This is a genomic window from Rhizobium sp. R339 (assembly GCF_002211395.1).
In the GTDB taxonomy this organism is placed as follows: domain Bacteria; phylum Pseudomonadota; class Alphaproteobacteria; order Rhizobiales; family Rhizobiaceae; genus Rhizobium.
This window is the reverse complement of the sequence record NZ_LOKV01000012.1, coordinates 93,064-112,807: the sequence shown is the minus strand read 5'-3', so window position 1 is coordinate 112,807 and position 19,744 is coordinate 93,064. Positions and strand designations below refer to the sequence as shown.

Annotated in this window: 18 protein-coding genes; 9 read left to right on the top strand and 9 right to left on the bottom strand. The window is 64.0% G+C overall.

The window, feature by feature from the left end; genetic code table 11:
• Both ATY76_RS14795 and ATY76_RS33240 read right to left on the bottom strand, forming a co-directional pair.
• The gene (locus ATY76_RS14795) at window positions 1-2,172 is read right to left on the bottom strand and encodes a TonB-dependent siderophore receptor (protein WP_088675502.1); all 2,172 of its coding nucleotides are present in this window, start codon (window positions 2,170-2,172) and stop codon (window positions 1-3) included.
• Between the two features lie 111 nt (window positions 2,173-2,283).
• Window positions 2,284-2,526, bottom strand: a complete 243-nt coding sequence (locus tag ATY76_RS33240) for a hypothetical protein (protein ID WP_141105019.1) — start codon at window positions 2,524-2,526, stop codon at window positions 2,284-2,286.
• On the opposite strand from ATY76_RS33240, the gene otnK reads away from it, so the two are divergent.
• The 4 genes from otnK to ATY76_RS14775 are packed head-to-tail and all read left to right on the top strand — an operon-like array spanning window position 2,525 to window position 6,172.
• Window positions 2,525-3,793, top strand: coding sequence for a 3-oxo-tetronate kinase (gene otnK / locus ATY76_RS14790; protein ID WP_088675501.1), 1,269 nt, complete (start codon window positions 2,525-2,527; stop codon window positions 3,791-3,793). The genes ATY76_RS33240 and otnK overlap by 2 nt on opposite strands.
• On the top strand, window positions 3,790-4,440 hold the full coding sequence (locus ATY76_RS14785) for an aldolase (RefSeq protein WP_088675500.1): 651 nt from the start codon (window positions 3,790-3,792) through the stop codon (window positions 4,438-4,440). Before otnK ends, ATY76_RS14785 begins: the two co-directional genes overlap by 4 nt.
• Window positions 4,437-5,195 carry a TIM barrel protein gene (locus ATY76_RS14780; RefSeq protein WP_088675499.1) on the top strand — a complete coding sequence of 253 codons (759 nt, stop codon included), beginning with the start codon at window positions 4,437-4,439 and terminating at the stop codon, window positions 5,193-5,195. Before ATY76_RS14785 ends, ATY76_RS14780 begins: the two co-directional genes overlap by 4 nt.
• A 41-nt stretch (window positions 5,196-5,236) precedes the next feature.
• Window positions 5,237-6,172 (top strand): NAD(P)-dependent oxidoreductase, encoded by a 936-nt coding sequence (locus ATY76_RS14775; RefSeq protein WP_088675498.1) that lies wholly within the window; start codon window positions 5,237-5,239, stop codon window positions 6,170-6,172.
• Window positions 6,173-6,187: 15 nt separating this feature from the next.
• On the opposite strand, the gene ATY76_RS14770 is transcribed toward ATY76_RS14775, so the two are convergent.
• Window positions 6,188-7,387 (bottom strand): MFS transporter, encoded by a 1,200-nt coding sequence (locus tag ATY76_RS14770; RefSeq protein WP_088675497.1) that lies wholly within the window; start codon window positions 7,385-7,387, stop codon window positions 6,188-6,190.
• Between the two features lie 363 nt (window positions 7,388-7,750).
• Between ATY76_RS14770 and ATY76_RS14765 the strand changes: the two genes are divergently transcribed.
• Both ATY76_RS14765 and ATY76_RS14760 read left to right on the top strand, forming a co-directional pair.
• Window positions 7,751-8,644 (top strand): LysR family transcriptional regulator, encoded by an 894-nt coding sequence (locus tag ATY76_RS14765; RefSeq protein WP_088675496.1) that lies wholly within the window; start codon window positions 7,751-7,753, stop codon window positions 8,642-8,644.
• A 78-nt stretch (window positions 8,645-8,722) separates the two neighbouring features.
• Complete coding sequence (locus ATY76_RS14760; protein WP_088675495.1) at window positions 8,723-10,306, top strand: Na+/H+ antiporter; 1,584 nt, start codon at window positions 8,723-8,725, stop codon at window positions 10,304-10,306.
• An 11-nt stretch (window positions 10,307-10,317) separates the two neighbouring features.
• On the opposite strand, the gene ATY76_RS14755 is transcribed toward ATY76_RS14760, so the two are convergent.
• From ATY76_RS14755 to paoA, 5 genes are read right to left on the bottom strand one after another with little or no spacing between them, the layout of a single operon-like run.
• On the bottom strand, window positions 10,318-10,941 hold the full coding sequence (locus ATY76_RS14755) for a nucleotidyltransferase family protein (RefSeq protein ID WP_088675494.1): 624 nt from the start codon (window positions 10,939-10,941) through the stop codon (window positions 10,318-10,320).
• On the bottom strand, window positions 10,934-11,875 hold the full coding sequence (locus tag ATY76_RS14750) for an XdhC family protein (RefSeq protein WP_088675493.1): 942 nt from the start codon (window positions 11,873-11,875) through the stop codon (window positions 10,934-10,936). Before ATY76_RS14750 ends, ATY76_RS14755 begins: the two co-directional genes overlap by 8 nt.
• Window positions 11,865-14,060: an aldehyde oxidoreductase molybdenum-binding subunit PaoC gene (paoC, locus tag ATY76_RS14745; protein ID WP_088675492.1), complete on the bottom strand. Its 2,196-nt coding sequence runs from the start codon at window positions 14,058-14,060 to the stop codon at window positions 11,865-11,867. Before paoC ends, ATY76_RS14750 begins: the two co-directional genes overlap by 11 nt.
• 6 nt (window positions 14,061-14,066) lie before the next feature.
• Window positions 14,067-15,017 carry a xanthine dehydrogenase family protein subunit M gene (locus ATY76_RS14740; RefSeq protein WP_088675491.1) on the bottom strand — a complete coding sequence of 317 codons (951 nt, stop codon included), beginning with the start codon at window positions 15,015-15,017 and terminating at the stop codon, window positions 14,067-14,069.
• On the bottom strand, window positions 15,014-15,646 hold the full coding sequence (gene paoA, locus ATY76_RS14735) for an aldehyde dehydrogenase iron-sulfur subunit PaoA (protein ID WP_088675490.1): 633 nt from the start codon (window positions 15,644-15,646) through the stop codon (window positions 15,014-15,016). The genes ATY76_RS14740 and paoA overlap by 4 nt, the downstream gene beginning before the upstream one ends.
• Before the next feature lie 275 nt (window positions 15,647-15,921).
• On the opposite strand from paoA, the gene gabD reads away from it, so the two are divergent.
• The 3 genes from gabD to ATY76_RS14720 all read left to right on the top strand — a co-directional run bounded on the left by gabD (window position 15,922) and on the right by ATY76_RS14720 (window position 18,743).
• Window positions 15,922-17,373 carry an NADP-dependent succinate-semialdehyde dehydrogenase gene (gene gabD, locus ATY76_RS14730; RefSeq protein WP_088675489.1) on the top strand — a complete coding sequence of 484 codons (1,452 nt, stop codon included), beginning with the start codon at window positions 15,922-15,924 and terminating at the stop codon, window positions 17,371-17,373.
• Between the two features lie 154 nt (window positions 17,374-17,527).
• Complete coding sequence (locus ATY76_RS14725; RefSeq protein ID WP_088675488.1) at window positions 17,528-18,193, top strand: L,D-transpeptidase; 666 nt, start codon at window positions 17,528-17,530, stop codon at window positions 18,191-18,193.
• 13 nt (window positions 18,194-18,206) lie between these two features.
• A complete protein-coding gene (locus ATY76_RS14720) occupies window positions 18,207-18,743 on the top strand; it encodes an OmpA family protein (protein ID WP_088675487.1) in 537 nt (178 codons plus the stop codon).
• Window positions 18,744-18,789: 46 nt separating this feature from the next.
• On the opposite strand, the gene ATY76_RS14715 is transcribed toward ATY76_RS14720, so the two are convergent.
• Complete coding sequence (locus tag ATY76_RS14715) at window positions 18,790-19,713, bottom strand: LysR family transcriptional regulator (RefSeq protein WP_088675486.1); 924 nt, start codon at window positions 19,711-19,713, stop codon at window positions 18,790-18,792.
• Window positions 19,714-19,744 lie beyond the last annotated feature (31 nt).

Here is a 19,744-nt window from a genome sequence, read left to right as displayed (position 1 = left end):
CTACCACCGATACTTCAGGGTGCCGGTCATGTTGCGGCCCTGGCCGAGGTAGCAGAAGCCCTCTTCGCAGACCGTTTCACGCTCATCACCGATGTTGCGGATGTTGAAGGCTGCCGTCAGTCCTTCATATTTTTTGTCGACGGCCCCGAAATCATAGGCGAGGGCGGCGTCGACATAGAAAGTTGCAGAATTCTTCGAGGTGTTGGCGACATCCGTCCAAGTCTCGCCGATGTAGCGCACACCGGCGCCCATCGACAGGCCGTTGAAGGGATTGCTTTCCTGGAAGGTATAATTCGCCCAAAGGCTCGCGACATGGGTCGGGGTGAGGGCGGGAGTATTTCCGACGTTGTTGCCCCCGGTTACCTCAGAGTCGTTGTAGGTATAGGCGGCAATAATATCGAGACCGTCGGCGATTGCCGCGCGGGCTTCAAGCTCGATGCCCTTTCCCGTCACCTCGCCCTGGGAGTCGTAGGCGAAGGTCAGCGGGTCGGCGAGCCTCGGCTTGTTTTTCTCGACGATATGATAGGCGACAGCCGAGAGCAGGATGTCGGAACCGGGCGGCTGGTACTTCACGCCGAGTTCGAATTGCTCGCCCTTCGACGGCGGAAGAATAGTGTTGGATGCCGACCGGTTGGTGACCGGATCGAAGGAGGTAGCGTAGGAAGCAAAGGGCGCGATGCCGTTGTCGAAGAGGTAAAGAGCGCCGGCCTGTACGGAGAAGGCATTCTTGTCGACGTCCTCCGAGCTGACCGTGGGCAAGGTCGAATCTCGCGTCTGATTCACCCAGGTCTGCCGGCCGCCGAGGTTGAAGCGCCAGTTTCCGGCCTCGATCTGGTCCATGACGTAAATGCCGAGCTGCCGCATGTCGGCATCGGACGCCAAGAAATTATAATCCGGCGTGGCGCCCGAGACTCCATAGGTCGGATTGGCGATATCGAAGTCGAATGCCGGATCTGCGGCTCCGACGCCGTAGCCAAAGCTCGACTGGAGATTGGTATAGTCGAGCCCGAACAGCATCGTATGCGCAAGCGGGCCTGTATCGAACTTCGCCTCGAGCTGGTTATCGACCTGGAAAACGTTCATTTCGTCCCGGATCGCATTTGTGCCGCGATGCGCGACGGTCCCGGTCCAGCTGGTAACACCCAGATAGCGAGACTCCAGATCGAGATGCGAATAACGCAGGTTCTGCCGGAAGGTCAGGCCGTTGTCGAATTCATGCTCGAACTGATAGCCGACCTGCTGCTGCTTGACCTTCTGGTGATCGTAATCCGGATCGCTCGCCCTGAGATCGAGAATCCGGCCGTCCAAGGTCGTGATCGCGCCGACATTGGCGTCGATCTCGTCGGACTGCGCCAGACCATAAACCGTGAAAGTCGTGCCTTCGTCAGGCTTCCAGGTGAAGGACGGCGCAAGCAAATAGCGGTCGTCGGCAATATCGAAATTGGTGTCGCCGTTGCGGGCAACACCAACGATGCGATAGAGAAAATCGTCGTTGCCCTCACTGATCGGCCCGCCGAAATCGAACATTCCCTGCACCCGGTCCTTGGTGCCGTAGATAATGCCGACTTCGCGGATCGGCTCGTCGGTCGGAAGCTTCGATATTTTGTTCACGAGGCCGCCCGGCGAACCGGAACCGTAAAGAACGGAAACCGGTCCCTTGATCACTTCGACGCGCTGCAGCTGATAGGGCTCGGTGCGGAACATGCCGTAATTGATGTAGGGCTGGCGCAATCCGTCGCGATAGTCGCCAACCGTCGTGGCGTTGTAGCCGCGAATGTAGATCTGGTCGAAACGCGGGTCGAAGCCGCTCGTTCCCGTCGTCACGCCGGCCGTATAACGCACCGCCTCGATGACCGTCTGTGCGCCGCGCTGCTCGATTTCCTTCTCGGTGGTGACCGAGACCGAGCGCGGGGTCTCGACCAGCGGCGTGCTGATCTTGGTCGCACCGGCGCTGTTCTTGGCGGTCACCGACGTCCGGTCGGTCTTGCTATCAGAGGATGCACCTTGAATGACGATTGGTTCCAACGCCGTCGCCGTGTCGCCGGTGGTGGCGCTCTGGGCGGAAGCCGGCGATGCTGCAATGCCGGTCAGAACAATCGCCGTGGTGGCAAATAGGGTATCTCTATAAAATCGCGATACATTATTAGAAACATTCAAAAAAACACGCGCCATTGCTTGGTCCCTACGTCACAGATGCGCGCGGAACCTATGGAGCGAAGAAAGCCTTGTCAACATAAGGTGATTATTTTTGTCATCTTTTAGACGAGAAAAATCCTTAGTCCGTCACTCCCGAAGAGGTTGCACGGAATCTTCCATATCCGGCACCGATAAAATCGCCGCCGCCCGCTCGCGAATTTTTGAACTGAATGCTGTTTCCCACGTGTCGAAAGCAACAATGCGCAGGTTTGAACCATCGAATTTCGGCCCGGAGGACTCCGATTTGTACGACATGTGGGCTTGAAAACTGCCGGATATGGGTGATTGATCTGGCGATTGGTCGCAATCATTGGAGCGGGCGGAGTCCATGACGACATATTTCGGCGCGATTGCAGATGATTTCACCGGCGCGACCGATCTCGCCGGGCTGCTGGCGCGATCGGGTGTGCGGGTATCGTTGAGGATCGGCGTGCCGCAGGAGCCGCCCGCCGATACCGCGCCGCTGGAAATCATCGCGCTGAAATGCCGGACAGCGCCGGTCGACGAAGCCGTGGCCGAGACGCAGGCCGCGCTCGACTGGCTTCGCCGGGCCGGCGCCGAGCGGTTCTTCTGGAAATATTGCTCGACCTTCGATTCGACGCCGCAGGGCAATATCGGCCCGGTCGCGGAAGCGCTGATGACGGCGCTCGGAACGAAGCAGACGATTTATTGCCCGGCCTTTCCCGAAAACGGCCGCTCCATCTTCATGGGCAATCTTTTCGTCGGCGAACAGCCGCTTGCCGAAAGCCCGATGAAAGATCATCCGCTGACGCCGATGCGCGATTCGAACCTCTTGCGCCTGCTGGCACCGCAAGTGACATCGCCGGTCGGCCTTGCCAACCGCCATGCGGTGGCGAAGGGAGCGGCGACATTGCGCAACAGGCTCGCGCAGCTCATGGACGACGGCGTCGTCCATGTCGTCGTCGACGCCGTTGCCAATGACGATCTCTCTCTCATCGCAGAGGCTTGCCACGACATGCCGCTGCTGACCGGCGGCAGCGCCATTGCCATGCCGCTGCCGGAGATCTGGCTGAAGCAAGGCCTTCTGAAGCGCTACGAAGCCGACCGCGCGCATCGCTTCGAGGCAGGCCCCGCCATCGTTCTTTCCGGCAGCTGCTCGGCAATGACCAATCGCCAGGTCGCGGCCTTTCTGTCCGAGGGACGGCCAAGTCTGAAACTCGACCCGCTCGATCTTGCCGAGAACGGTAATGGGGCCGCACTCGACTGGCTCTCCCGCCAGGATCTGGCCGGCACGCCAATCATTTATGCCACCGCCGCGCCGGATGCGGTGCGCGCCGCGCAGGAGAAGCTCGGCACCGAACGCGCCGGTGCGCTCGTCGAAGCGACGCTTGCCGCCTGCGCCGCCAGGGCCAGGGATCTCGGCGTCCGGCGCTTCGTCGTCGCCGGGGGCGAGACGTCGGGGGCGGTCACCAAGAGCCTCGCCATATCGAGGCTCGATATCGGTGCCGAGATCGCGCCCGGTGTGCCCTGGTGTTTTGCCCGCACGGCAGGCCGCGATGTCGCCATCACCCTGAAATCGGGCAATTTCGGCAGCGAAGAATTTTTCGCCAAGGCCCTTGAGGTGCTCGAGAGATGACCGACGAAACCCGCCTGCGCGAACTCATCTGCACCCTGGCCAAATCGCTGTTCGACCGTGGCCTGACGCATGGCTCGACCGGCAATATATCGGCACGCATGGCGGATGGCGGGCTGCTCGTCTCGCCGACGGGCTCCAGCTTCGGGCGGCTCGATCCGGCCCGTCTCAGCCGCTTCGACGCGGCAGGCCGGCATCTGAGCGGCGACCAGCCGACCAAGGAAATGCCGCTGCACACCGCCTTTTACGATACCCGCAGCCAGGCGGGCGCCGTCGTCCATCTGCATTCGTGCCATGCTGTGGCGTGGTCGCTGATGCCCGATGTCGATGAAGACGATTTTCTGCCGCCGCTCACCCCCTATGCCGTCATGCAGCTCGGCCGGGTGAAGCTCCTGCCCTTCTTCCGGCCCGGGGATCCTGCCATGGGCGAGGCCGTGCGCGGGCTTGCCGGAAAGCGCTCCGCCGTCATGCTCGCCAATCACGGGCCGGTCGTCGCCGGCAAGGATGTGGAAGCGGCCTGCAATGCGATCGAGGAGCTGGAAGCCAATGCCCGGCTCGCGGTGCTCACCTGCGGCTGCCGCCCGCGCCTCCTGAACAAGGCTCAGGTCGGCGATATCGTCACGCATTTCAATGTGGAGTGGGACGCATGAGGTTCTCCGCAAATCTCGGTTTCCTCTGGACCGACCGTCCCCTTCCCGATGCGATCCGCGCGGCCAAGGCCGCCGGCTTCGACGCGGTGGAATGCCACTGGCCCTACAGCGTGCCCGTTGCGGCGACGAAGGCGGCGCTCGAGGAAACCGGTCTTCCGATGCTCGGGCTCAACACCAGCCGCGGCAACACCGCGATCGGGGAGAACGGCCTTTCCGCCCTGCCCGGGCGGGAAGCCGATGCGCGGGCAGCCATCGACGAAGCGCTAGCCTATGCCGCCGGGCTTTCCGCATCGGCCGTCCATGTCATGGCCGGCAATTCCAGCGGGCCACGTGCCCGGCGCACATTCTGCGAGAACCTCGCCTATGCCTGCGATGTCGCGGGCGATGCGGTCACCATCCTCATCGAACCGCTCAATCCATACAATGCGCCCGGCTATTTCCTGAACGGCACGCAGCAGGCCGCCGACATCATTCGCGAGGTCGGCAGGCCTAACCTCCGACTGATGTTCGACTTTTATCATATCCAGATCATCGAGGGCGACGTGACGCGCCGCTTCGAGACGCTGCTGCCGCTGATCGGCCATGTCCAGATCGCCTCGGTGCCCGACCGCGGAACGCCGGATCATGGCGAGCTCGATTACGGCTACGTGCTGCAGCGGGTCGCGGAACTCGGCTGGAAGCACCCAATCGGCGCCGAATATCTGCCGCGCGATGTCGCCAACCCCGACATGTCGTGGCTCGCCCGCCATCGATAAGCATCGGATCCATCAACCTCGCATGAGCGAAAGGAAAGATCATGGGTGACAAACCGGTTATCGGCTTCATCGGCCTGGGTCTCATGGGCCACGGCATGGCGAAGAATATCCGCAAGGCAGGTTATGAATTGTGGGTGCGCGGCCGCAGCAACCGCACACCCGTCGAAAGCCTGCTGTCGATGGGCGCGAGCGAGGCCGCGAGCCCGAGGGATATGGCGGAACGATGCGATATCATCCTCATCTGCCTCTCCACCTCGGCGCAGGTTGAAGCGGTGATCGGCGCGGAGGATGGCATTCTCGCCGGCGCCAGACCCGGCCTCATCGTCATCGATACGTCGACCGCCGATCCCGGCTCGACCGCAAAGCTTGCCGCCGAGCTCACGTCGCGAGGAATGCACATGGTCGATGCGCCGCTCGGACGCACGCCGAAGGAGGCGGAGGAAGGGACGCTGGACGCCATGGTCGGATGCGACGACGCGCTGTTCGAGCGCGTCCGGCCCGTCATCGAATGCTGGGCCGGCAGGATCACCCGGACCGGGGCCGTCGGCAGCGGCCACAAGATGAAGCTGCTGATGAACTTCATCGGCATGAGCTACGGCGCGCTCTATTCCGAAGCCGTGACGCTCGGCGCCAAGATCGGCATTTCCCCGCAGATGATCCGGGAGGTGATCGGCCCGAGCCGCCTTGGCAACGGCTTCTTCGAAACCTTCATGCGCTATGTCGTCGACCGTGATCGCGACGCCCATAAATTCGCGATCTCCAATGCCGCGAAGGATCTGCGCTACATCAACAACATGGCCGCCGACGCGCAGGTCATGTCAGTCATGGCGTCGGCCGCCCGGCATTATTACACACATGTCGAAGCGACCGGTCATGGCGATGATTACGTGCCGATGCTGAGCGACCATGTCGCGGCGCTGAACGGGATCGTCATGGAGGACGAAGTGCGCAAGGGCGCGGCCCCGGGCGGGAAGTAAGCGGCGCCGGGATCGTCAGCCAAGATCGGCCCGCTTGCTTCTGAGCGTCAGGAGCGCGAGTGCGGCGGCGGCAAGCAGCAGCACGGCGCTAACGGCGAAGGTCAGCTTGTAGCCGCTCATGTCGAACAGCAGACCGCCGACCACCGCGCCCGCCGTGATCGCGACCTGGACGATCGCCACCATCAGCCCGCCGCCGGCTTCGGCATCATCGGGCAGCGTCTCAGCCACCCAGGTCCACCAGCCGACGGGTGCGGCGGTCGCGAACAGGCCCCAGACACCGAGCAGAAGCGCCGTCATGGCGAGCCCGCCGGAAACGGCGATCAGTGCCGATGCAATCGCCGCCATCAGCAGCGGTATGGTGATCAGCGTCCGGTAAAGGCCTTCCTTCAGGAAGCCGCCGATGAGCGTGGTGCCGATAAAGCCGGCGACCCCCATCGTCAGCAGCATCAGCGACAGCGTGGACACGCCGGCATGGGCTGCGGTTTCGAGAAACGGCCTGATATAGGTGAAGAGCGCAAACTGCCCCATGAAGAAGATCCCCACGGCCGCCATCCCGAAAGCGACGACGGGGCGCTTCAGCAGCGTGAAGACATTGGCCGAACCGGACCGCGTCTCGCTTCTCATCGAGGGAAGGCTGATCAGTTGCCAGACGAAGACGATGGCGGCGATCGGAACGACGAAGAAGAAGGCGCCCCGCCAGCCGATCACCCCGCCGAGAAAACTGCCGAGTGGCGCGGCAATCACCGTCGCCAGTGCATTGCCGCCGTTGAAGATCGCCAATGCGCGCGAGACCTGATGCTCCGGCACCAGCCGCATCGCCGTTGCCGCCGACATCGACCAGAACCCGCCGATCGCGACCCCGATGAAAGCGCGGCCGACCATGAAGATTTCATAGTTCGGGGCAATCGCCACGATCGTTCCCGAAACGATCACGACGCCCGTCAGCGCCAGAAGCAGCACCTTGCGATCGATGCGCCCGGCCACGGATGTGATGAACAGGCTCGTCAGCACCGCAAAGGCGCCCGAGACGGAAATAGCCTGTCCGGCCTGACCTTCGGATATCCCAAGATCGGCCGCGATCGGCGTCAGAAGGCTGACCGGCATGAACTCGGAAGCAACAAGCGCGAAGGCGCCGAGCGACAGCGCGAAGACCGCGCCCCAGGCGGCTGCCGGGGTTTCGATCTCGGCAGTTTCGGAAGAGAGTTGCAGCTGCATTTTATCCTCGATGCTGAATGGTCGCCCAACCCCGTTCGTCCGCCGGGCTGCCTCTAGCGCTTCGGCGGATTATATCGGGTCGTTGAGCGGTGGCTTGCCCGCGATGGAGGCTCTCCATCCTCGCCACAACAGGCGGGCGGGCGCGTGACAAAATTGATGTTGGATCGATGCCGCGAGAGATAAACGAAGCCGTTCCTCCTGATTAGGGGGTCCAGATCGCATGCCGCAATGAGCTGTGCTCATGAATGCGGACGAGCTTTCGCAAATCTTTGATTGCGCCGTTACTGCGGGCCGCCATCAAATGCTGTTCCATCAATCATCCAACCGCTATAACGGGCGCAATCACATGAAGAGGATTCATGAATGGCGCGTGAGAACATCAACGATCTTATGGCTTTCGTGGCCGTGGCGCGGGAACGGAGCTTCACGAGGGCGGCCGCCAAATCCGGCGTCTCGCAATCCGCGCTCAGCCACACCATCCGCCAGCTGGAGACGAGGCTCGGCGTGCGGCTTTTGACCCGCACGACGCGCGCGGTCTCGCCGACCGAAGCCGGCGAACGCCTGCTCGAGGGCATCGGGCCGCATTTCGACGAGATCGAAATGCAGGTCGATGCGCTGAGCGCCTTGCGCGATAAGCCGGCCGGCACCATCCGCATCGCCGCCTCGGATTATGCGATCAGGCATGTCTTATGGCCGAAGCTTAGAAAGTTTCTTCCCGACTATCCCGATGTGAAGATCGAGCTCGCGCTCGACAACGGCCTGACCGACATCGTCACGGAGCGTTACGACGCCGGCGTACGGATGGGCGAGCACCTGGCGAAGGACATGATCTCGGCGCGCATCGGCCCCGACTTCTGTCTCGCCGTGGTCGGCGCGCCGTCCTATTTCGAAAACCACCCGGAACCGCTGCATCCTCAGGATCTCGTCGACCACCGCTGCATCAATTTCCGTCTGCCGACATCAGGCGCCTTCTACGTCTGGGAGTTCGAGGAAGACGGAAGGGAGCTCCGGATCCGGGTCGACGGCCAGGTGGGCTTCAACAATATCTTCGACGTGCTGGACGCGGCGCTCGACGGCTTCGGTCTCGCCTATATTCCCGAGGATATCATCCTGCCCTATGTGGAGGACGGCCGCCTCCGGCGTACGCTGCGGAAATATTCGCCGCATTGGGACGGCTTCCACCTCTATTATCCGAGCCGCCGCCAGTCCTCGCCGGCATTCCTTGCCGTGCTCGACGCGCTGCGTTACCGCCGATAGAGCTTGCACCTGTTTGCGTTTCGGCAAGAGGCGCTTTGTAATAAGACCATAGTCAAAACCATTTAGAGGCTGAGGCGCATGGACCCGACACATTTGTTCGAGCTTGTCATCGGCATGTTCGTCGCGATCATCGCGCTGCATTACGCCGCGCACAGGCTCGGCCTGCCGCCATCCGTCGCACTGCTTGCCGGCGGGGCGCTGCTCGCCTTCGTGCCGGGGCTGCCCACCATCGAGGTCGATCCGGCGCTGGTGCTGGTGATCTTCCTGCCGCCACTTTTGATGGACGGCGCCTGGTCGATAGCGCTCCGGCGGCTGCGCCGCCACATGATCGGCATCGGCTCGCTTGCCATCGGCGCGGTCCTCTTCACCTGCGTCGTCGTCGCCGTGGTGACCCATCTGCTCTTTCCATCGCTGCCCTGGGCCGCCTGCGCCGCGCTTGGGGCGATCGTCTCGCCGCCCGACGCCATTTCCGTCCGCGCGGTGCTGGAGCGGGTGCGGCTGCCGCGGCGGCTGCAGATCCTGCTCGAAGGCGAAAGCCTGCTCAATGATGCGAGCGGCCTCGTTCTCTTCCGTTTCGCCATTGCCGCCGGCGTGACCGGCGCCTTCAGCATCGGCGAGGCGGCGGGCAGCTTCTTCGTGCTGGCAGCCGGCGGCGCGCTGATCGGCATCGTCGTCGGCACGACCTGGGTTCTGCTCGTGCGCCGGCTTGGCGACGAGTACCTCATCATCGCCGCCACCGTCCTGCTCTCCTGGACCTCCTATCTGCTCGGCGAATTCGTTCACGTCTCCGGCGTCATCGCCACGGTGACGACGGGGCTGATCGCGAGCTGGCACCAGCATACCGTTCTCTCCGCCGCCACCCGCATGCGCGGCACGTCCTTCTGGACGGTCGTGGTTTTCCTGATGGAGGCCGCCGTCTTCATCCTCATCGGCCTTTCGCTGAGAGGCGTCGTCGAGCGCGGCGGCGGTTTCGACGTGGTGATCGCCACCATGGGCTGGCCGATGCTCGCGATCCTGATCACGCTGACGCTCGCGCGCTTCGCCTGGGTGTTCGGGTCCGATCTCGTCATCAGGCTCTGCAATGCGTTCGGTCTCCGGCGCTACACGCCGCTCGGCCTGCGCGGCTCCACCGTGCTCGGCTGGGCCGGCGTGCGCGGCGTGGTCACGCTGGCACTGGCGCTCAGCGTGCCCGCCGGCTTCCCCGGCCGCGATTTCATCCTGGTCACCTCCTTCGCCGTCATCCTCGGAACCGTTCTCCTGCAAGGCACCACATTGGGATATGTGATTGGCTGGGCGAGGCTGACCGAACCGGAATCGGAAAAAGCCCGGCTCACCATGAGCCAGGCCGAGGCTGCCATGGCCCAGGCACAGTTTGCGACCGTGCAAAGCCGAGCCTATGACGGCGACGGCAAACTCATCCATCCGCAATTGCTGGAGAGATATCAGCGCCGTGCCGTATCGATCGTCGATTATGCCGCCCGCACGGAACATTATACGCCCCTGCTTCAGGCCCATTTCGATCTGGTCCTCGAAGCCGTCGCCACCGGCCGGCGCGAACTCATCCGGCTGCACCGCGCTGGAGACATTGACGACGAGACGCTGCATGAGCTGGAACGGGATCTCGATCTCGAAGAACTGAGTGCGATCTCCGCGAAATCGTGAACGCACTTCTTTCAGCGGCGCAGAATTCCGCCCGCAGCTTCGATCGCATCCGGCGTGTCGACATCGATGAGGGCGCCGTCGCCGATCTCGATATCGGCGATGGGCAAGCCGGAACCCTTTATGAGTTCGCGCGCGCCTTTGTCCCCCGTCAGGCTTTTCAAAGCCGCGTAAAGCGCGCGGGGGAAAATGACCGGATTGCCCAGCCTGCCTCCTGCCGTGGCGCGGACGATGGATCGGCCACCGCAACTGCGAAAAGCGGCGATGAGGGCGTCGAGATCGGGCGCGGTCAAGGCAGGCATGTCGGCAAGCATGATCATGATGCCATCCGGCTGATCGGCCTCGGCCGCCGCGACACCGAGGGCAAGCGAGCGTGCCATGCCGGAGGAAAATTCGGCATTGTGCACGAGCTTGACGGGCAGATCGGCGATTGCCGCCTCGATCTCGGCATGCCTGTAGCCGGTCACGACGATGACGGAATGGCTCTCGCAATTGCTGGCGGTGATCGCCGAGCGGCGGATCAGCGGCATGCCGCCGAATTCGGCAAGCAGCTTATGGGCGCCGCCCATCCGGCTCGATTGTCCCGCCGCCAGAATGACGATGGCGACGGAAGAAACCTGCGGCGGCGGATCAGCCATAGGCCGCCAGCCGGCAGGTCGCGACATCGGCGAGGATCGACAGCGCCAGCGACGTCGAATCCCGCGTCGGGCCGAATATCCCGATCGGCGCCCTGATGCGGTCGAGATCGCCGCTGCCGAAGCCGCGCTTTCGCAGGCGCTCGATGCGTCTGTGGTGTGTTCTGGTGCTTCCGAGTGCCCCGACGTAAAAGGCTTCCGAGTCGAGCGCCGCTTCGAGTGCCGGCGCTTCCTGGTCGAGATCGTGATGCAGCAAGACGATCGCCGTATAGGCATCGATATTCCCGATATGCCCCCCGGCCTCGCCTGGCTCGCGCACGTGCACATAGAAATCCGCAGCTGCGGCGAGACGGGCGACCGTCCTCGCCTCCAGCGTCTGTCCGGAGATGACCACGCGGGTGCGCGGGCGGTAGATCGTCAGAAAATCCCCGGCCTGCCAATGCGTTCGCTGCGGCGGCTCGGCAATCTCTAGCGACTGCCGTTCCGGATTGTAGCGCAGCCCCGCCGGCTGGCGTTTGTCGATGAGATCGAGGACGCGCTCGATCGCGCCCGCCTGCCGCAGCAGATGAATGGCGACGGTGATGCCGCCGCCGCAGGGAAGGACGATATCGAAGAAGGGCGAGCCTTCGCCGAATATCACCGACCGGTCGCGGCCCTCCGACATCGCAAGAAGCGCTTCGGCGGCGACGGCCGCCTCGACGCAGCCGCCGGAGACATAGCCGCAGTAGCGGCCGTCCGCCGCCACCGCCACATGCGACCCGAGCGCGCGCGCCGCCCCGCCCCTGATCTCGACCAGGGTCGCGAGCGCCACCTCGCCGCCCTCTCTGAGGCAAGCGGCGGCGAAGCCGAGGATCTCGGCCGGGTCGTCGGTCGAAAGCGCCCTGACCGGCGCCGGGATGGCGGTCCGCATCGAGACGCCGGTTACGCTATGCGACATCGGGCAGACCGCCGATCAGCTTGTCGAGCGTGATCGGATAATGGCGGACCCGCACCCCGGTCGCGTTGTAGATGGCGTTGGCGATTGCGGCGGCGACGCCGCAGAGCCCGAGTTCGCCGACACCCTTCGCCTTCATCGGCGAGGACATCGGATCCGTCTCATCGAGGAAGATCACCTCCTGATGCGGGATGTCGGCGTGGACGGGAACCTCGTAGCCGGCAAGATCGTGATTGACGAAGAAGCCGTGGCGGGTATCGACCGCAAGTTCCTCCGACAGCGCGCCGCCGGCCCCCATGGTCATCGCGCCGATCACCTGGCTCCTCGCCGTGATCGGGTTGAGGATCCGGCCCGCCGCGCAGACGGCGAGCATCCTGCGGATGCGGGTCTCGCCGGTGGCGACATCGACGCCGACTTCGACGAAATGCGCGCCGAAGGTCGACTGCTGATGCGTCTCCGCCAGATTGCCCCATTGGATCGTGTCCTCGCCGACCAGCCCCTCGGGACCCGCTGCCTCGGCGAGCGGCACCGATCGGTTGCCCGACCGGACCTCGCCGTTCTCGAAGACGATATCCTCGGAGTTGAGGCCGAGCTTCTGGGCGACCGCCTCGCGCAGTTTGACGCAGGCGGCATAGACGCCCGCCGTCGAACAGTTGGCGCCGAACTGGCCGCCGGAGCCCGCGGACACCGGAAAGCGGGAATCGCCGAGCTGAACGGCGACCTTGTCCATACCGACGCCCATCATCTCGGCCGCCGTCTGGGCGATGATGGTGTAGCTGCCCGTGCCGATATCGGTCATATCGGTTTCGACGGTGACGACGCCTTCCCGGTCGAGGCGGACGCGCGCGCCTGACGGAAGCAGCAGATTGTTGCGGAAGGCCGCCGCAACGCCCGTACCGATCAGCCAGTTGCCTTCGCGGCGCGAACCGGGTTTGCCGCGGCTGCTCCAGCCGAAGCGCTCGGCGCCGAGCTTTAGACAGCCGACGAAATTGCGATGCGAGAAGGGCCGCTCCGGCTTTTCCGGATCCACCTGGGTATCGTTGACGATCCGGAATTCGACGGGGTCGAGCCCGAGCTTCTCGGCCATCTCGTCCATGGCGATCTCCAGCACCATCATGCCGGGCGCCTCGCCCGGGGCCCGCATGGCGTTGCCTTCGGGAAGATCGAGCGTCGCCAGCCGCATCGCCGTCATGCGGTTGGCGCCGGCATAAAGCAGCCTGGTCTGGTTGACGGCCGTCTCCGGCTGGCCTCCGGCCTGGTCGCCCGACCAGCTCTCATGGGCGATCGCCGTGATCTTGCCGTCGCGCTCGGCGCCAATGCGGATGCGCTGGATCGTCGCCGGCCGGTGCGTGGTGTTGTTCATGACGAACGGCCGCGGCAGCGCCACCTTGACCGGCCGCCCCGCCGCCTTGGCGCCGAAGGCCGCCAGCACCGCGTCGGCCCGCAGGAACAGCTTCGAGCCGAAGCCGCCGCCGATGAAGGGCGACATCAGATGGATCTTTTCCTTGTCGATGTCGAGCATTGCCGCCAGATCCGAGCGCCACCAGTCGATCATCTGGCTTGACGTCCACATCGTCAGCTCGTCCCCGTTCCAGGCGGCGATCGAAGCATGCGGCTCCATCATCGCATGCGACTGGTCCGGCGTCGTATAGGATTGATCGACGGTGACGGGTGCCGCCTTGAAGGTCGCCTCGAAATCGCCGGCTGATGTATCGGGATCGCCGCTTTCCGGCTTCACCGCGGAGGCCATCGCCGCCCTGAGATCGAAGACGCCCTTCTCCTCGGCGTAATCGACCTTGACCAGCGCCGCAGCGGCGCGGGCCTGCTCGAAGGTCTCGGCGACGACGACGGCGATCGCCTGGTGATAGTGCTGGATCCCCTCGCTGCCGAAGAGCTTGGCGGTGTTGAACTGCCCCTTCTTGCGCTCGCCGACCTCGGGCGCGGTCACGACCGCGAGAACGCCCGGCGCCTTCTTCGCGGCAGAGACGTCGATCGACTTGATGCGGCCCTTGGCGATGCCGGAACCGATCGGATATCCGTAGGCATAAGGCATGTTCGGATCATGCCATTCATAGGCATATTTGGCCTGGCCGGTGGTCTTCAGCTGGCCGTCGATGCGGTGGACCGGCTGGCCGACGATCTTGAGACGGTCGATCGGATTGGTCGTTGCTGGCGTATCGAACTGCATGTCATCTCATCCCTTGGCTTCGGCGATGACCGCGCCGAGCGTGCGCTCGACAAGATCGACCTTGAATCGGTTCTGTTCGGTCGGGCGGGCGTCGGCCAGAAGTGCCGCGGCCGCCGCCCTTGCTCCCTTCGGAAGCGCGGCATCCGCCGCCTCGACCCGCCAGGGCTTGTGGGCGATACCGCCGACGGCGACGCGCCCGGTGCCATCCGGCTGAATGACCGCTCCGACGGAAACCAGCGCGAAAGCGTAGGATGCGCGGTCGCGAACCTTCCTGTATATCTGCCGGCCGCCGATCGGCGGAGGCAGAAGAACCGCGGCGATGAACTCGCCGCGTTCGAGCACCGTCTCGATATCGGGCGTGTCGCCCGGCAGGCGATGAAACTCGGCGATCGGTATGGACCGGCGGCTGCCGTCCGGCTTGACGGTCTCGACGACGGCGTCGAGCGCCCGCATGGCGATCGCCATGTCGCTCGGATGAGTGGCGATGCAGGCTTCGCTCGTCCCGACGACGGCATGCTGGCGGCTGAAGCCGCCGATCGCCGAACAGCCGCTGCCCGGCTGGCGCTTGTTGCACGGCTGGTTAGTGTCATAGAAATAGGGACAGCGCGTGCGCTGCAGGAGGTTGCCTGCCGTGGTCGCCCTGTTGCGCAGCTGGCCGGAAGCGCCGGCGACGAGCGCGCGGGACAGAAGCCCATAGTCGCGCCGCACGGTTTCGTGGGCGGCAAGATCGGTGTTGCGCACCAGCGCGCCGATGCGCAGCCCGCCTTCCGGTGTGGCTTCGATCCTGTCGACGCCAAGGCCGTTGACGTCGATCAGATGCGTCGGCGTCTCGATCTCCAGCTTCATCAGATCGAGAAGATTGGTGCCGCCGGCGATGAATTTGGCGTTCGGATTGGCGGCGGCGGATTTGGCGGCGGCCTCGATCGTCGCCGCACGCTCATAGGTGAAGGCTCTCATGCTTTTGTCCCCGCGACTTCGACGATGGCGTCGAGGATGTTCGAATAGGCGCCGCAGCGACAGATGTTGCCGCTCATGCGCTCGCGGATCTCGGCGGGCGTAACCTGCGCCTGCGCGGTGAGATCGCCGGTGACGTGGCTCGGGATATTCGCCTTAATCTCCTCGAGCACCGCCACGGAGGAACAGATCTGTCCCGGCGTGCAATAGCCGCACTGGAAACCGTCATGTTTGACGAAAGCCGCCTGCATCGGGTGAAGGTCGCCGGGCTGCCCCAGCCCCTCGATGGTCGTCACCTGATCGCCGTCATGCATGACGGCGAGCGTCAGACAGGAATTGATCCTGCGCCCGTCCACCATGACGGTGCATGCACCGCATTGGCCGTGGTCGCAGCCCTTCTTCGTGCCCGTGAGGTGAAGATCTTCGCGCAAGGCGTCGAGCAGCGTGGTTCGGTTGTCGATTTCGATGTCGTGGCGCTTGCCGTTGACGGTGAGGGATAGTTTGGAGGTCAGAGCCATGTCGCTCCCAGCGGGTTGAGCCGCCGCGACCGTCGCGGCCCCGGTGACTGCGACTGCCGCAGCCGACGAGATAAGTAAGTCCCGGCGGGAGATTTCAAGTTGATCGCTATGCATGTCAGCTCCACTTCATCGTGGGAGGCGCCCGTTCAGGCGGGTGGGCGGGATTGGTGGCAGCTTTAGAGGTAGGCCGGCGGGCGCGGATGAGTAGATGAGAATTCTTGCATGCAGTTATCGAACCAGCTCATGAATGACTGGCGCTCGGGCTCGGCATCGGCCGGAACAATTCCCGAAAAACTGCGCAGAGATTTCCCACTCCGGAATTGCGCAAATGCGAAAAGAGTTAGAGCATCGCCGCGACTCGAAAAAGAAATTCATCTGAGGAGACAGTCATGCAATTGAAGGACGCAACATTGTTCCGCCAGGCGGCCTTGGTCGGCGGCGCGTGGATCGAAGCCGGGGAAGACGGCATCGCCGTCGACAATCCCGCGACCGGCGAGATCCTCGGCCGCGTTCCCAATCTCGGGGCTGCCGAGACCAGGGCGGCGATTGCTGCAGCCGAGGTGGCGCAGAAGGAATGGGCGGCGCGCACCGCCAAGGAACGCGCGGTGATCCTGCGGCGCTGGTTCGAGCTGATGATGGACAATCAGGACGATCTCGGCCGCATCCTGACGGCGGAACAGGGCAAGCCGCTTCCCGAAGCCAAGGGCGAGATCGCCTATGGCGCCAGCTTCATCGAATGGTTTGCCGAGGAGGCCCGCCGGGTCTATGGCGACATCGTGCCCGGCCATCAGAAGGACAAGCGCATCCTGGTGATGAAGCAGCCGATCGGCGTCGTCGCGGCGATCACCCCGTGGAATTTCCCCAATGCGATGATCACCCGCAAGGCGGGACCGGCCTTTGCCGCCGGCTGCGCCATGGTGCTGAAGCCGGCCTCGCAGACGCCGTTTTCGGCGATCGCCATCGCCATCCTCGCCGAGCGCGCCGGCTTGCCCAAGGGCCTGTTCAGCGTGCTCACCGGTTCGGCCCGCGCCATCGGCGGCGAGATGACCGCAAGCCCAATCGTGCGCAAGCTGACCTTCACCGGCTCGACCGAAGTCGGCGCCGAGCTTTACCGACAGAGCGCCCCGACCATCAAGAAGCTCGGGCTGGAGCTCGGCGGCAATGCCCCCTTCATCGTCTTCGACGATGCCGATCTCGATGCGGCGGTCGAAGGCGCGCTGATCGCCAAGTTCCGCAACAACGGCCAGACTTGCGTCTGCGCCAACCGGCTCTATGTGCAGGAGGGCGTCTATGACGCCTTTGCCGAGAAGCTGGCGAAAGCGGTCGGCGCGCTGAAAACCGGCAATGGTTTCGACGAAGGCATCAATCTCGGCCCGCTGATCGACGAGTCTGCCCTTGCCAAGGTCGAGGAGCATGTCGCCGATGCGCTGTCGAAGGGCGGCCGGGTCGTTGCCGGCGGCCGTCGCCACCGGCTCGGCGGACGCTTCTACGAGGCGACCGTGCTCGCCGACGTCACTCCTGCCATGGCGGTCGCCAAGGAAGAGACCTTCGGGCCGGTCGCGCCCCTCTTCCGCTTCAAGGACGAGGCCGACGTCATCGCCCAGGCCAACGACACCGAATTCGGCCTTGCCTCCTATTTCTACGCCAAGGATCTTGCCCGGGTCTTCCGGGTGGCCGAGGCGCTGGAATACGGCATGGTCGGCGTCAATACCGGGCTGATCTCGACGGCCGAAGCGCCCTTCGGCGGCGTCAAGCTTTCCGGCCTCGGCCGCGAGGGCTCGAAATACGGCATCGAGGAATTCACCGAAATCAAATATGTCTGCCTTGGCGGCATCGCCTGAGGCTTAGGAGCAGGGGCCGGGAAGTGTCTTCGGCACTCTCGGCCTGTTGCGGCCAGTTGCAGAAAGAAAAGGCGCGGCGGCATTTTTTGTTGTCGCAAATGAAAAATCTGCTTTACTGCCACCTCGCTGCTTGGGCTTTAGGGGGATATAGCCGATGGTGGGGACTCGCAGGGAATTTTTGCTTGGCGGTTTGGCGTTACTTGGCGCCGGCGCGGTCGGGAGGCCGGCTTTCGCCCAGGCCTCTTCCTTTTTTGCCGGCACTGCCGTCGATAACGGGGTAACGTTCCGAGCGACGAACTTCGCCAAGATCGACAGGCGGTGGCACCGCCAGGTCGTCAAATATTTCAGCAGCGAGCCGATCGGCACCGTCGTCGTCGATACAAGGCATCACTTCCTCTACCTGATCATGGAGAACAAGACGGCCATCCGCTACGGCGTCGGCGTCGGCCGCGAGGGCTTCAAGTGGTTCGGCCGCGCCACGATCGACAGCAAATCGCTCTGGCCGCGCTGGACGCCGCCGCCCGAGATGCGCAAGCGCCATCCCGAACTGCCGGAATTCGTGGCAGGCGGCTCGCCGAAGAATCCGCTCGGCCCCCGCGCCATGTATCTGCATCGCGACGGGGTCGATACCGGCTATCGTTTCCACGGCACGCTGGAGCCCTGGAGCATCGGCAAGGATGCCTCCAGCGGCTGCATCCGCATGTTCAACGAGGATGCGATCGATCTCTACCAGCGCTGCCCGATCGGCACCGCCGTGCAGGTCCTGCCGCATATCGCCGATCAGGCCCCCCAGGCCACCGAAGTCACCGCGGTCGAATAAGGAATACGTCCCGATGTTTGTTTCGACCGGATTTGCGCGCCGCCTTCTCACCGCGGCCATGTTCCTGGCGCTTGCCGCCTGCTCCACCACCGATATCGCTTCCGTGGAAGAACCGCCCGCCGCACCGATGACCGGCCAGACCAACGATCCCGCTCCCGGCTTCGAGAGTGTTTCTGCCGGTAGCGAAGAGGACTTCATCCTCAATGTCGGCCGGCGGATCTATTTCGCGCAGGATTCCGCCAGGCTCGATTCCGTCGCCATGGCGACGCTGGACAGCCAGGCCGCCTGGCTCGCCCGGAACCCGAACTGGCTGATCAAGCTGCAGGGCTTTGCCGACGATTCCGGCTCCGAGGCCAAGATGAAAACCCTGTCGCAGCAGCGCGCCGATGCGGCGATGGCCTATCTCGTCTCGAAGGGCGTGGATGCACGGCGCATGTGGGCCAAGGGCTACGGCAACGACCGCGAAGTGCGCGACTGCACGGAACGCTCCTGCAAGGTGCAGAACCGGCGCGTCGTCACCAATCTGCGCGCCCAGCGCGACGAGGTCTGATCCTGGCCTGACCTGTTGTGATCGGACGGCTTGTGCCGGCCGGTCATCACCCGCGTGTCTCGCTTTGCGCGAAAGCATCGCTTCCGACCTGCGCGGTCAGCCATTCGACGAAATTCCTCGCGGTGGCGTTCTGCCGCTTTTCCTCCGGAACGGCGATGTAATAGCTGTTTTCTGTCGCCATCGGCAGGTCGAAGAGCGAGACCAATATGCCGCTGCGCAGCTCCTCTTCGATCAGATATGAGGGAAGCAGCGCGGCACCCAGCCCTGCAACGGCCGCGGCAATGATCATCGAGAACTGGTCCAGCCGCAGGCCGCGATAGGCGTTGTCGCTGACGACGTCATGCGCGTCGAACCAGTCCGACCAGAGCCGCGGGCGGGTCGTCAGGTGGATGAGCGGGATGGTCGACAGGCCGCTCGGGTCTTCGAGCGCCCATCGCTCCGCCACCTCGCGCTTGACGACCGGCAGCACGGTTTCGTTGCACAGGAAGGTGCAGGTGGCGCGCGGCCAGACGGGCTGGCCGTAATGGATGGCCAGATCGAAATTCTCTTCCTCGAAGACGAAGGGCTGCGAGCGGGATTCGATCGTGACGGCGACATCGGACAGCGCCATGAAGCCGCCGAGCCGCGGCACCAGCCAGCGGGCGCCGAATGTCGGCAGGGTTGCGATATGCAGCGACTGCCCCATATGCTCGGCGGCCATGGCGCCGATCATGAGCTTTTCGGATTGCCCGAGCAATTTCCGGACATCCGGCAGGAAGCGCGTGCCGGCTTCGGAGAGAACCACGCGCTGGCGCACTCTTTCGAAAAGCAGCAGCCCCGTCTGCTGCTCCAAATCCCTGATTTGCCGGCTGACTGCGCTCTGCGTCAGGTTGAGTTCGGCCGCCGCTCGGGTGAAATTCCCGTGCCGCGCGGCGGATTCGAAAGCCTGCAGATTGGCAATGTCGGGTATCAGCCTTCGGCGCATGATCATTCCATTTCCGCATCAACTGAATATCTAATCT